At 66.9% G+C, this 12382-nt stretch carries 12 protein-coding genes and 1 tRNA gene; 8 read left to right on the top strand and 5 right to left on the bottom strand.

Features of this window, described 5'->3' with window-relative positions; genetic code table 11:
* Positions 1-89 precede the first annotated feature (89 nt).
* The 5 genes from EU513_RS02570 to eis are packed head-to-tail and all read left to right on the top strand — an operon-like array spanning position 90 to position 3809.
* A complete protein-coding gene (locus EU513_RS02570; RefSeq protein ID WP_129624293.1) occupies positions 90-329 on the top strand; it encodes a hypothetical protein in 240 nt (79 codons plus the stop codon).
* Between the two features lie 36 nt (positions 330-365).
* The gene (locus EU513_RS02565; RefSeq protein WP_129624292.1) at positions 366-644 is read left to right on the top strand and encodes a DUF1345 domain-containing protein; all 279 of its coding nucleotides are present in this window, start codon (positions 366-368) and stop codon (positions 642-644) included.
* An 11-nt stretch (positions 645-655) separates the two neighbouring features.
* Positions 656-1537 (top strand): crotonase/enoyl-CoA hydratase family protein, encoded by an 882-nt coding sequence (locus EU513_RS02560; protein ID WP_129624290.1) that lies wholly within the window; start codon positions 656-658, stop codon positions 1535-1537.
* Entirely contained in the window at positions 1527-2516 is a 990-nt protein-coding gene (locus EU513_RS02555) for a cation diffusion facilitator family transporter (protein ID WP_129624289.1), read from the top strand. Before EU513_RS02560 ends, EU513_RS02555 begins: the two co-directional genes overlap by 11 nt.
* A 39-nt stretch (positions 2517-2555) precedes the next feature.
* Positions 2556-3809, top strand: coding sequence for an enhanced intracellular survival protein Eis (gene eis / locus EU513_RS02550; RefSeq protein ID WP_129624287.1), 1254 nt, complete (start codon positions 2556-2558; stop codon positions 3807-3809).
* 6 nt (positions 3810-3815) lie between these two features.
* Here the strand turns inward: eis and EU513_RS02545 are convergent, their stop codons facing one another.
* Positions 3816-4973: a PRC-barrel domain-containing protein gene (locus EU513_RS02545; RefSeq protein WP_129624285.1), complete on the bottom strand. Its 1158-nt coding sequence runs from the start codon at positions 4971-4973 to the stop codon at positions 3816-3818.
* Positions 4974-5179: 206 nt separating this feature from the next.
* On the opposite strand from EU513_RS02545, the gene EU513_RS02540 reads away from it, so the two are divergent.
* Positions 5180-5542: a hypothetical protein gene (locus EU513_RS02540; RefSeq protein ID WP_129624283.1), complete on the top strand. Its 363-nt coding sequence runs from the start codon at positions 5180-5182 to the stop codon at positions 5540-5542.
* Positions 5543-5878: 336 nt separating this feature from the next.
* Positions 5879-6082 carry a cold-shock protein gene (locus EU513_RS02535; RefSeq protein ID WP_129624281.1) on the top strand — a complete coding sequence of 68 codons (204 nt, stop codon included), beginning with the start codon at positions 5879-5881 and terminating at the stop codon, positions 6080-6082.
* A gap of 97 nt (positions 6083-6179) precedes the next feature.
* On the opposite strand, the gene EU513_RS02530 is transcribed toward EU513_RS02535, so the two are convergent.
* A complete protein-coding gene (locus EU513_RS02530) occupies positions 6180-8090 on the bottom strand; it encodes a penicillin-binding transpeptidase domain-containing protein (protein ID WP_129624279.1) in 1911 nt (636 codons plus the stop codon).
* 39 nt (positions 8091-8129) lie between these two features.
* Positions 8130-9716, bottom strand: a complete 1587-nt coding sequence (locus EU513_RS02525; RefSeq protein WP_168990110.1) for an LCP family protein — start codon at positions 9714-9716, stop codon at positions 8130-8132.
* A gap of 246 nt (positions 9717-9962) precedes the next feature.
* Between EU513_RS02525 and EU513_RS02520 the strand changes: the two genes are divergently transcribed.
* A tRNA-Ser gene (locus tag EU513_RS02520) sits at positions 9963-10055 on the top strand.
* 50 nt (positions 10056-10105) lie between these two features.
* Here EU513_RS02520 and EU513_RS02515 read toward each other — a convergent pair.
* Both EU513_RS02515 and EU513_RS02510 read right to left on the bottom strand, forming a co-directional pair.
* Positions 10106-11611 (bottom strand): cell wall metabolism sensor histidine kinase WalK, encoded by a 1506-nt coding sequence (locus EU513_RS02515; RefSeq protein ID WP_129624276.1) that lies wholly within the window; start codon positions 11609-11611, stop codon positions 10106-10108.
* Positions 11612-11618: 7 nt separating this feature from the next.
* Positions 11619-12341 (bottom strand): response regulator transcription factor, encoded by a 723-nt coding sequence (locus EU513_RS02510; protein ID WP_129624275.1) that lies wholly within the window; start codon positions 12339-12341, stop codon positions 11619-11621.
* Positions 12342-12382: the final 41 nt, after the last annotated feature.

Here is a 12382-nt window from a genome sequence, read left to right as displayed (position 1 = left end):
GAGGCATTCGACTCGCCGTGCTGCATCTGGCGTCTCGCTGTTCTGCGGCGCCACACTTCGGTATGGAGTCTGCACGGAGGGTCACGTCGATGCGCGCGCTCGCCGTGCTCGTCTTCTTCGCCACGGTCGCCCAGCTTGCGGTCGCCACGTTCGTCTGGGAGTTGGGCGAGTGGTACACGTTCATCCGGCACGGCACCGAACTCGCGACGGCGTACCAGGACACGCTCGGTGACGAGGTGCTCGGAACGCTGGGAGCTTTCGTCGGGGCGGTGGTCGTCTCACGACGTGTGGGAAAGGGTGCCGGAACAACCCACCGGCCGGTCCGCTGAACCACTGCCGGTGCCAGTGACCAGCATGATGGGGCCATGAGGTCGCTGCTGGTATCCGCCGCCCGCTACGCCCACCTCTGGTACACCGGCAAGCCGGGTGGCATCGACTTCAACCAGGACGAACCGCCCGCGTACCGTGACTTCTTCTACTTCAGTTACAACCTCGGTATGACCTACCAGGTGTCCGACACCGACGTCTTCAGCACGGACATCCGGTCGGTCGTCCTGCGGCACAGCCTGCTGTCCTACCTGTTCGGCACAGTCATCCTCGCGACCACGATCAACCTGGTCGCCGGTCTCGTCACCGGCAATTGAAAGGACTCGACATGAGTTACGAAACGCTGACCCACACCCTGGACGACGGGGTCCTGACGATCACCCTCGACCGTCCCGACCAACTGAACGCCTTCACGGTGACGATGGCCGACGAGCTCGAGCGGTCGTTCCGGGAGGTGAACGGCAACGACGACGTCCGCGCGGTGATCGTGACCGGTGCCGGGCGGGCCTTCTGCGCCGGTATGGATCTGTCGGTGGGTGGCAACGTCTTCGGGCTCGATGAGTCCAAGCGCCCGGGCCTGGCAGACATGGAAGACCTGGCCGATCCGCGGATTGCACAGGTGCGCGACACCGGCGGACGGGTGACGCTTGCCATCCACGACTGCCGTAAGCCGGTGATCGCGGCCATCAACGGTCCGGCCGTGGGGATCGGCGCGACGATGACGTTGGCGATGGACGCGCGTCTGGTGTCGCAGAAGGCGCGGTTCGGGTTGGTGTTCGGCCGGATCGGGATCGTGCCCGAGGCGGCATCCACCTGGTTCCTGCCGCGCATCGTCGGCATGGCCGACGCGATCGACCTCATGCTTTCGGCCGACATTCTGGACGCCGAGCAGACCGTCGCTCGGCGTCTTGCGAACGGCGTGCACGGCACCGATGAGTTGCTCGGTGCTGCAAAGGAATTGGCTGACCGATGGACGAAGGGTCGGTCGCCGGTCGGCGTTGCGCTCACCCGCCAGATGATCCGGCGCAACAGCGCTTACGAGCACCCGGTCGAGGCACATCGCGTCGATTCGCTCGCGATGTTCTGGACGAGTGTCGGCGACGGCAAGGAAGGTGTGGCGGCGTTCCTGGGCAAGCGTGCTGCGGAGTACCAAGGACGCGCCTCGCAGCTGCCCGACTTCTACGACGAGTGGCTGTCGCGTGGGCAGTGACGCCAGGGCGGCGACCAAGGACGAGTCGCTGCTCACCGTCATCGTCGCGTTCGCCGCGAACCTGCTGATCGCGATCGCCAAGACCGTCGTCGCAGTCATCACCGCGTCGGCCTCGATGATGGCCGAGGCTGCGCACTCGTGGGCCGACACCGGCAACGAGGTCTTCCTGCTCATCGGCACCCGCAAGGCTGCCAAGAAACCGGACGACGATCACCCGCTCGGTTACGGCCGCGTCGGCTACGTCTGGTCGATGTTCGCCGCGTTCGGGTTGTTCACGGTGGGTGCCGCGGTGTCGATCTGGCACGGCATCCAGTCGCTCGGCACGACCGAACAGGAGACCCCGTCCTACCTGTGGGCGTACGTCGTGCTGGCCATCGCGTTCGTCCTGGAAGGAACCTCGTTCCTGCAGGCCCTGCGGCAGACCCGCAAGAACGCGGCCCAACGGCGGCTCGCGCCGCTGCGGTACATCCACATCACGTCCAACCCGATGCTGCGCGCGGTGTTCGTCGAGGACGCTTCGGCGTTGATCGGCCTGATCATCGCCGCCTGCGGCATCGGTCTGCATCAGGTGACAGGCGACCCGATCTGGGACGCGATCGGCTCGATCGTCGTCGGCATCCTGCTCGGCGTCGTCGCGATCTTCCTGATCGCTCGCAATATGGACTTCCTCACCGGCGAGAACGTCACGCCGCTGGTCCGGAACGCGGCCCTCGCCGGACTGCTCGATCACCCCGAGGTCGAACGGGTCAGCTACCTGCGCATGGAGTGGATCGGGGCAGACCAGCTGTACTTGGTGGCCGCCGTCGACCTGATCGGCGACCGCCCGGAGCCGGATCTCGCGCGAACCCTCGCCGGCATCGCCGACGACCTGCAGGAACGTCCTGAGATCGTCCGTGCGGTACTGACCCTCACCCGTCCGGACGACACCACCGACCTGCGTCCGGGTGAACTGCCGGCCTGGTACCTGGCGGCTCGTTAACCGGTTGCTGCGCGCACGTGCGTCTGCGAGCGTGACTGCATGAGCGACACCACCATCCGCCGGATCGAACCGGGCGACGCCGACTGGTTCCTGGCTGCGGACGAACTCGTCTGGGCCGACGACGAAGCCGGCGATCGGCAGGATCGCCTGCAGAACACCCCGACACGGGCCGGCTTCGCAGCCGAGCAGGACGGTGAACTCGCCGGGATCAGCGCGTCGTGGGACATCGAGCTGGCGGTGCCGAGCGGGATGACCGGGAGTCGCCTGGTGCCGGCCGAGGGCCTCACCTGGGTCGGCGTCCACCCCGACCACCGTCGCCGGGGCGTCCTGAGCGCGATGATGCGCCACCACCTGCGTTGGACGCGCGACGAAGGCCGTTCACTCGCCGCGCTCAAGGCGTCCGAGCCCGGCATCTACGGACGCTTCGGCTACGGCCTGGCTGCGCAGTCACTCAAGGCGAAGTTCGGCCGGGGCGCCCAGTTCGCCGCTCCCTCAGAGGTTTCCGATCTGGCGGACGCAACCCGCACGACCTTCCGGACTGCTTCCCCCGACGACGCGCAGCGATTACACGCACTGATGCGCCGCTGCGCCGTCCAAGGTGCTTGCGGAGCAGTGGTCCGTCACATCGATGACCTGCGACGGCTGCTCACCGACATGCCCGAACAGCGCAGGGACAGGGAGCGTAACCGTCTGCTGTGGGCGACGCGGGACGGCAAGGACGTCGGTTACGCCTTGCTGCGCCGCACCCACAAATGGGACGACGGGTTGCCCGGCGGTGAGATCGACGTGTTCATGTTCGGTTCGACCGACACCGGTGCGCGCCTGGCGCTGATGCGCCGACTCGTCGACTTCGACCTGATGGGTTCGGCCATCAACTGGATGCCGCTGGACGACCCGTTGCTGCTGTGGAGCCCGTCGCCGCGTGGCCTCGGCAGCGGCGTGACCGACTCGTTGTGGCTGCGCATCGTCGACCTGTCCGCCGCCATCGCCGAACGTGGGTTCGCCGCGCCGTGCGACGTCCGAATCACCGTGCAGGACAAGCTCATCGAAGAGAACGACCGTGTCTGGCACTGGGTGGTCGACGCCGACGGTACGGGTGCCCTCGAGCCGGCGGCGGGCGAGGCCGACCTCAGTCTCGACATCGTCGACCTCGGTGCTGTCTGGCTCGGCGGTCAGACGCTCGGCGCACGGCACGCTGCCGGCTTCGTCAGTGAAACCACCGAGGGAGCGGCCGCTGCCCTGGACGCAGCCTTGCGGACGGCGAGCCAGCCGACGAAGGCGGTCGACTTCTGACCGAGCTCAGTCGGCCGGGTGGAAGCCGGCGTTCTGCGCGGCGGTCTCGTCGATGAACCAGACGTCGGCGTCGCGTTCCCACTCGGCTTCCGATCCGCCACGGAAGGACATCGTGTCCTGCCAGGCGCGAATCGGGTGGCCAAGCGGTTGCGCGCCGTCATCGATCGCAGCGGCGGAGCCGATGCCGTACCCGCCGTCACGAACCTCGTCGTAGTCGCTGACCCGTCGCCCGCCGGTGTCGTCGGCACGCGCCCCGCCGGGGAACGGTCCGTCGTGTGGGCCGGGCTCGACCGCCGCCGCCGGGATGTCCGTCGCCGGGAGCTCCTGCTCCTGGTCCACATCCGGCGTCGAGCGGTGCACGCCCGGCAGATCGCCGTCAGGGTTGTCGTCATCGATTCCGATCGAGCGCGGCGTCGCCTCGGCGTGCTCGCGTCCTGCGCCGGTGTACGCATCACCGGGGGAGTCCGGCACCGCGCCCGCAGCACCGCCGGCGACCGCCGCCTCGTTCTGAAGCTTCTCGTCGACGAGTGCCCCGTCCGGTGCGTCGTGCGCCTCGATCTCCTCGACGGACTCGACCGTCACCGGGTAGTCGTCGGACGACGTCGTGGTCCCCGCGTACACACCGTCACCGCGGGAGACGGCGTCCGGATCACCGACAGTCGCCGGTGTCCGCGCTTCCCGCTCGTCGCTCGACCCGACGGCCGCGCCGCTTGCTGCCCCGGCAGCGGCTGCTTGACCGGCGCGTCGATCGGCGTCGGTGTTCTCGGCGCTCACACCCTCGCCTTCCTCGTCCTGCCGGGAGCCGGCTGAACCTTGCCAGCCGTGCCGGCGGTAGTACTGGTGGAGTTCGCCTTCCTCGCTGCTCGACAGGTGGTCGTCTGAGTCGACGCGGGGTGAGTTCTTCACCACGTCCCGGGTGAACGGCACGCGGATCTCATCGCCACCGAGGTCGACGCCGTCGAGCGGCACCAACGACTCACGCGTGCGGAACAGGCCGGTACGCACGCAGGCCCAGGAGGGGCGACCGGTGGCGTCGTGGACGTAGATCTGATCGACCCCACCGATGCGTTCGCCCTCGCTGTCGAGAACGGTTGCGCGAGTGAGGCGCTGGAGTTCCTCGTCGCGGATGCGGCGGGCCTCGTGCGGTGAGTTGTCGTGAGCCATAGGGATCCCTCATTCCTCGGGCGACTGTGTCCGAGCGCTGCGCGAACCCGAACTCCTGTCGATCGTGGCACAGCCCCGGTTGCGATTGGCCGTCCTGGGACGGGTCAGATGCGCCAGTGTGCGCTGAACCACAGTGACCGGCAAGGGCCGATCACGACGCCGTGTCTGCGACGATCGGACAAAACCACAGCGGAAGGTGATCGAACATGAATGACGCACCGATCGGGCGCACCGTCGTCCTCAACAAGGGTTTCGTCGACTCGTTGTCCAAGGGGCAGCTGCAGGCGTACGTCCAGGTCCTTGTCGACGCCTCGGAGAACCATCCTGACGCCGACAAGGAGATCCTGCGTGAAGAGCTCGAACGCAGCTTCCAGCGCATCGGCGTCGAGATCTCTCCGGTCGAGATCGACCGCACCGCAGAGCAATTGGTGGGTGAGGGTGCAGCACCGCTGACCATCTCGACCAATGACGGCACGATCTTGTTCGAGCGGGAGGAGCGCAGTTCCGCAGAGCCGACCCAGGAGACTCACGCAGACCCCGCCGACCCGGAGCGGCCGCTGTATTCCTGAACCCGGTAGGTCCTGTCGCGCGAACCGGACGTCCGGCGACCCCACAGTCCTGCAGGGTCAGGCAGGGTTCGCCGGACGTTCATTTTCGCCTCGCCCGCCGGTCGCCTGCGGGGTGAATTTCGACGTCCTTGACCATTCTTGAACATTTTCGGTTTTCTTCGACCGTGCCCTATCGGCCAGCCCGTGCTAACGTCAGTCTCGTTGCAGTTGCAGTTCCTCGTAAGACGAAGTGCCCGCCGACAGGTGGGCATTTGCATGTTCGGGGGCGGTTTCGGCAACACAGTTCCTGCCGACTTGGCGGGAATGAAACCGTACACAGATTGAGAGTTACCCCGCATGGCACAAGGAACCGTCAAGTGGTTCAACGCGGAAAAGGGCTTCGGCTTCATTGCGCAGGATGGTGGCGGCCCGGACGTTTTCGTCCACTACTCCGCTATCCAGACCCAGGGCTACCGCAGCCTTGAGGAAGCGCAGCGCGTCGAGTTCGACATCACCCAGGGCGACAAGGGCCCGCAGGCGAGCAACGTCGTCGCGGTCTGAGTTCACCTCAGTATGGTGATGGCAAGCAGCATCTGAGACTTTCACCAGCGAAACCGCCCCGGCATCTGCCGGGGCGGTTTCGTGTCTTCGGCCGGCGTCAGCTGCGCGCGAGCAGGGACAGGAAGTCGCGTGCGACCGGCGCCGCGACCGTGCCGCCACCCTTGCCGGCCGGAACATCGGCGACCAGGACGGCAAACGCCACATTGCCCTGCCAGCCGGCCAACCAGGCGTGGGCACCGGCTTTCCCACCTTCGAAGAACTCCGCCGTGCCGGTCTTCGCGTGGACCTCACCGCCGGGCACGCCCTCGACGAGCGTGGCGGTGCCGTCGGTGACTGTCAGCCGCATCATCTGCCTGATCGAGTTGACGATCCCGGCATCCAACGGCTTCGGCGTCCGGTCGCCGCCCTGGGCGGGGGATGTGACCAGAACCGGCGGCACGTAGCTGCCGCGCGCGATGGACGCGGCAACGCTCGCGATCATCATCGGTGAAGCAAGGATGCGTCCCTGCCCGATCGTCATCGCCGCGGTGTCGGTTGGCCCGGCGGACGCGGGGACGCTGCCGCTGTAGGCCCCGTTGACGCCGACCGACTTGCTCAGGTCGGTTCCGAACCCGAACAGCGAAGCCGCCCGCTGCAGATCGCTCGCACCGAACGCTTTCGTCGAGTTGACGAAGGCTGTGTTGCAGGAGTGCGCGAAGTCGTCGCGGAAACTGGGATCGCCGAGCGTCTCACCCTCGAAGTTGCGGAAGGCGCGGCCGTCGATCTTCGTCTCCTGCGGGCAGGCCACCTTGGTGTCGGGATTCAGCCCCTTCTTCAGCAGCTCGTACGCAGAGACGATCTTGAAGGTCGATCCGGGCGAGTAGCGACCGGTGACGGCCCGCTCCAGCCCGTACGTCGGTGCGTTGGCGGCCGCGAGGATGCCTCCCGTCGGGACGTCGATCGCCACGACCGCACCCACGGACCCCTCCGGCAGCGAGTCGAGCGCCTTCTCCGCAGCGGTCTGCACCTTCGGGTCGAGGGTGGTGCCCAGGTTCTTGCCGTCCTGTGCGCCGGCGCCGAAGAGCACCGCATCAGGCTGGGACCTCGCCGAGATCTTCAGCCCGGCCTTCGGCAGGAGCACCCCGTCGTACTGTCGTTGCAGCCCCGAGGTGCCGGCGAACATGCCTGACCGGTAAGTGCTCGGGTCCTTCTTGAGCATCTCGGCAGTGACCGGGCCGACTGCGCCGAGCAGGGGCTGCCCGAACGTACGGTTGGCTGCGAGCGGTTGCTTTCGCTCACGAACGATCGCCCCGGCAAGGTCGCGGATGCCCGACGATCGCTCCTCGTAGTCGTCCTTGCGGTAGGTGATGACATCGATCGTGGACTTCGACCCGGAAGCCTTCGCCGCTGTCACCTTGGCGCGCAGACCGCCGACGCCGGTGGTGTTCTCCAGCCGCCGGGCCGAGTCGAGGGTGGCCTTGGTCGGGTCGAGCGAGATGTCGTACACCGACTGGTTGGTCATGATCGCGGCGTTGTCCCGGCCGCGGATCTCCCCGCGCAGGCCGCTGTCCAGATCGACCACGAATGCGTCGTTCGCCTGCAACTTGGGGTGCCAGAGCGAGCGGTTGTTCGCCACGACACCCCAGCTGTCGCCGGACTTCTCCAGCTCGATCGGGTTCACCCAGCTGAACGTCCGGCCGCCCGAAACGGTCCAAGCGACGTTGACAACAGCCGTGGCGCGGTTGCCGTTGCGCTCGAACCCGGAGATCGAGGTCCGGACGTTGCCGTTGCCCAACTGCGCTGTGGTCGTGCGGAAGTCCTCGGCAGCGGCGGCGGGTTCGGTGCCGACGTAATTCGCCCGGTCGAGCGTGCGGTCCGACCACGCGCTCGCGAAGCTCGTCGCTGCGTTACGAGCGGCCTCGTCCAACTCCTGCTGTTCGGAACGTTCGTTCCAGAGCATGTAGCCCCCGGCTCCGGCGGCGATCATCAACCCTGCGGTCGTCGTTGCCAGGACTGTGCGTGCGCTCATCGATCCCTCTCGGCGTTTCAGGTGCCAGGCAGCTGCTCGTCAGCAGTGCTCCGCAGTGTCCGTGACCGGCTTCACGCTGGTCGACTTGCTCGACGGCTCGGTGGTGGGGGAGGACGTCGTGGGGCTGGACGACGAGGTCGGGCTCGACGTCGAAGCGGTCGCGCCCGCCTTCGGGGCCTTGGGGTCGTGCGGGGTGTTGATCGCGGTCTTGACCATGGAGCGGATCTTCGCGAAGTCGGGGTTGTAGTGCTTGACCGAGTCGGTGACGTTGACCGTGCGCGAGTTGCCGCTCTTCATGCGATCCACCAGTTCGGCGAACGCAGGAAGCTCGTCCTGGGGGACGTCCAGACGGATGTTCTGCCCGGCAGCTTCCATGATGCCGGTGAACTTCGTGACCATCTTGAACGGATCGGTCTGGGAGACAAGAGCGTTCACCATGCAGCGTTGACGACGCATGCGGTCGTCATCGGTGCCGGCGACGCGGCTGCGGGCGTACCAGAGAGCGTTGCGACCGTTCAGCTTCTGATAGCCCGGCGCGATGTAACCGGTGATGCTGCCGGGGACGACGTAGCCGTTGACGACCTTCCCGCCGATCGGGATGCCCGGCGGCGGACCGGGGACGGTGATGTAGACGCCGCCCATCGCGTCCACGAGTTGCTGGAAGCCCGACATGTCGATGACCGCGGTGTAGTCGATGTGCAGACCGACGATCTCGCCGATGACCTCGCGCGTGGTGTCGAGACCGGGGTTGGCCTCGTCGGCGGGGAACTTGTCCTTGTTGTTGTCGGCCTCGATCCAGACGCCGTTCATCATGCATTCGGCGCCGGCGCCACCGCGCTCAGGGCAGTCGTAACCCTTGGGGAACAGGGCGTGCATCGGGTTGTTCTTGGGAAACGGCACCTTCTGCAGGTTGCGTGGGATCGAGATCAACGTGGTGTCACCGGTCTTGGTGTCGATGCTGACGACCATCATCGAGTCGGTTCGCTGCTTGTACCGGTCGGTGCCGGCATCCGAGCCCAACAGCAGCATGTTGACCCGAGGAACCGACTTCCACGGATCGGAACCCGTCCCGGGACCGCGTGCAGGGCCGCCGCGTCCCTCGTACCGGTCGGTGAAGATCTTGTCGAACGCGCTGCGGGTGACCGTCACGTAACGCACCGCCTGCACGGCCGGCACGGCGACGATCAGCACCATCAGCGTGGTGAAACCGCGAAGCGCCCAGCGCATCTTCGAGGTCCACCGGCGTCCGGACGTCTCCTTCGCCGTCAACAAAATGCCGCTGATCCAGACCAGGGCACCGATGGCGACCAGGACGAGCAGCGAGATCAGACCCCGTTTGGTGGCGAACTTGGCCGCGCCGGCCAGCACACCGCCGCTGAACAGCACGAACCCCAGGACGATGGCCGTCACCGCAGCGCCCAGAGCCAGGACGACTCCGAGCCACTTGCGCCGGGTGCGCAGCAGCCCGATCCCGGGCCAGATGGTCGACAGACCGGTGAGGGCCAGTGCTCGCTTCAACTGCTCGGAGCGCACCTGCCGTACTTCGTGCCGGCTCAACTCCCGGCCGTCGCGTGTGGGCGTGGAAGCGTCGTCCTCGGTGGACACATTGCGGTCCTCGGTCGACATCGATTCCTTCTCACGCTGGTCGTACGGCCGTCCTCGTGGGCGCGGCCGCTCAGGCTGTGGTCGTTCTCCGGATGTTCTGTTGCACGACAATCCCCTATGAGGGACGACGTGCACGGTACTGCGGTTGGTTCCCCCTCGAACCCATTTTGCAGGTACTCGCCGTAGCGGGGTAGCCTGACCGGGCTGCCGTACATGGTGCCTCGTCGTTGCTCGATGAGCAACGTGAGACATCGCACGGCAAGCGGAGGAGGCGTCGCCTAGTCAGGTCTATGGCGCCCGCCTGCTAAGCGGGAGCGGTCTTAAAGCCGCACGCGGGTTCAAATCCCGCCGCCTCCGCCAATCGACAAGGGCTCCCCGACCGGGGAGCCCTTGTCTCGTTCTGCGGGGTCTCATCGAGGCAGCCGGATCAGGAAGATCGTGTCGCCGGGCCGCGAGGTCACCGACACGGCACCGCCGTGTGAGCCCACCACCGCGTCGACGATCGACAAACCGAGACCCGTCGACCCTTCGGTGCGGGTACGCGCGCGATCGCCACGGGTGAAGCGTTCGAAGATGTGCGGCACGAGGTCCGGATCGATACCAGGCCCGTCGTCGCGCACCATCAGTTCCACGTGGTCCTCGAACTCGCGGACACCCGCCGTCACGGTCGTGCCGGCCGGCGTATGGCGTCGCGCATTCGCCAGCAGGTTGATCATCACCTGACGCAGCCGTGCCTCGTCGCCGATCACCTCGACCGCGTCCTGCGGCAGATCCAGGTTCCACCGGTGGTCACGTCCGGCCACCTGCGCATCGCTCACGGTCTCGATGAGCAGCATCGACAGATCGACCGGTTCGCGGTCGAGCGGGCGTCCGGAATCGAGTCGGGCCAGCAGCAGCAGATCCTCGACGAGCGCGGTCATCCGGGTCGCCTCGGACTCGATGCGTCCGAGGGCGTGGGTGACCGAATCGGGCACCGGCTCAGGTTCGCGACGAGACAGTTCGGCGTAACCGCGGATGGACGCGAGCGGGGTCCGAAGCTCGTGCGAGGCGTCCGCGACGAAACGGCGGACGCGTGTCTCGCTCGCCTGGCGGGTGCTCAGGGCAGCACCCATGTGGTCGAGCAGGTTGTTCAGCGCGTGGCCGACCTGACCCACCTCGGTGCGTGGGTCGGTGTCGCGCGGGTCGACACGCTCGACGATGTCGACCTCACCGCGGGACAGCTGCAACTGGGACACCTTCGTCGCAGTGCCCGCGACACGGCGCAGTGGTTCGAGGTTGCGCCGGATGAGGAATGCGCTCCCGAGGCCGACGATGAGCACGCCGAGCCCGCTGAGCAGCCCGACCGAGAACGCCGTCTTCGCGATGTTCTCCCGCACCGGCTCCAGCGGCAACCCCATGATCGTGACCACCTGCTCGGTCGAGCGTTCGCCGGTGTCGACCTTCATCACCCGCTGCGGATGCCGGACGGCAATCAGCCGGTAGTCGCCCGCGTCGTCGACGTGCACCGTCCGAGGGTTCGAGTCGAGGCCGACCGCGAGCAGTTGGTCGATCTGGGCGGGAGACAGGCGGGTTCGCTTGCCGGGCGCGTTGATCCAGGCATCCGGGGTGTACTCGTCGGTGTCCGGGTCACGCGAGACCGTCGGGGTCGAGGTGTCTGCGAGCACGTCGAGGCGCAGCATCGAGCCGCCGGCGACACTTCCCTGCGGCCCTTGTGGTCCGGGTCCGGCTCGGTCGCCCGAATTGCTCAGAGCAGCATGGGAACTCGTCAACTGTTCGTCCACCTGGCCGAGCAGCGTCCGCTGCAGTTGCCAGACCGTCAACGCGCCGACGGCGGCCGTGACCAGGAAGAACAGCAACAGGACGCCTGCGACCAGTTTGGTGCGCAGCGTCCAGCGGCCGGGGGAGACAAGGGTCACCCGTGGATCACTTAGCCGGTTTCAGCACGTAGCCCGCGCCGCGCATCGTGTGGATCATCGGCTCGCGCCCGGCATCGATCTTCTTGCGCAGGTAGGAGATGTAGAGCTCGACCACGTTCGCCTGCCCACCGAAGTCGTAGTGCCACACCCGGTCGAGGATCTGCGCCTTGCTCAGCACCCGCTTCGGGTTGCGCATCATGAACCGCAATAGCTCGAACTCGGTTGCGGTCAAAGAGATCTCGGCGCCGTCCCTGATCACCTCGTGACTGTCCTCGTCCAGCGTGAGGTCACCCACCCGAAGTACCGAGGACGATTCCTGCACCATCTGGGTGGAGCGTCGGATCAGGGCGCGAACCCGAGCGACAACCTCTTCCAGCGAGAAGGGCTTGGTCACGTAGTCGTCGCCACCGGCGGTGAGTCCGGCCACCCGATCCTCGACGGCGTCCTTCGCGGTGAGGAACAGCACCGGCAGGGACGGGTCGCTGTCGCGCATCCGGCGCAGCACCTCGAGTCCGTCGAAGTCGGGCAACATCATGTCGAGCACGACGGCGTCCGGCTCGAACTCCTTCGCCGTCTTCACCGCGCTCGTGCCGGTCGCCGCGGTGCGGATCTGCCAGCCCTCGTAGCGCAGCGCCATGCCGAGCAGTTCGGTGAGGTTCGACTCGTCGTCGACCACGAGGACGCGCACCGGCGAGCCGTCGACGCGGGTGAGGGCAGGAGCGTTTGCCATGAGACCAGTGTGCATTTCACAGCTAGCCGACAGCTATTGCA

This window comes from Yimella sp. RIT 621, assembly GCF_004146205.1.
GTDB lineage: Bacteria > Actinomycetota > Actinomycetes > Actinomycetales > Dermatophilaceae > Yimella > Yimella lutea.
Note: the sequence above shows the minus strand (reverse complement) of the source record. Positions and strands in the feature narration are given on the sequence as shown.

Bases quoted from the DNA above. Each gene is read 5' to 3' on its own strand.
- EU513_RS02560 (WP_129624290.1), top strand. From the start codon at position 656: ATGAGTTACGAAACGCTGACCCACACCCTGGACGACGGGGTCCTGACG.
- EU513_RS02545 (WP_129624285.1), bottom strand. From the start codon at position 4,973: ATGGCTCACGACAACTCACCGCACGAGGCCCGCCGCATCCGCGACGAG.
- EU513_RS02530 (WP_129624279.1), bottom strand. From the start codon at position 8,090: ATGAGCGCACGCACAGTCCTGGCAACGACGACCGCAGGGTTGATGATC.
- eis (WP_129624287.1), top strand. From the start codon at position 2,556: ATGAGCGACACCACCATCCGCCGGATCGAACCGGGCGACGCCGACTGG.
- EU513_RS02570 (WP_129624293.1), top strand. From the start codon at position 90: ATGCGCGCGCTCGCCGTGCTCGTCTTCTTCGCCACGGTCGCCCAGCTT.
- EU513_RS02540 (WP_129624283.1), top strand. From the start codon at position 5,180: ATGAATGACGCACCGATCGGGCGCACCGTCGTCCTCAACAAGGGTTTC.
- EU513_RS02565 (WP_129624292.1), top strand. From the start codon at position 366: ATGAGGTCGCTGCTGGTATCCGCCGCCCGCTACGCCCACCTCTGGTAC.
- EU513_RS02525 (WP_168990110.1), bottom strand. From the start codon at position 9,716: ATGTCGACCGAGGACCGCAATGTGTCCACCGAGGACGACGCTTCCACG.
- EU513_RS02510 (WP_129624275.1), bottom strand. From the start codon at position 12,341: ATGGCAAACGCTCCTGCCCTCACCCGCGTCGACGGCTCGCCGGTGCGC.
- EU513_RS02535 (WP_129624281.1), top strand. From the start codon at position 5,879: ATGGCACAAGGAACCGTCAAGTGGTTCAACGCGGAAAAGGGCTTCGGC.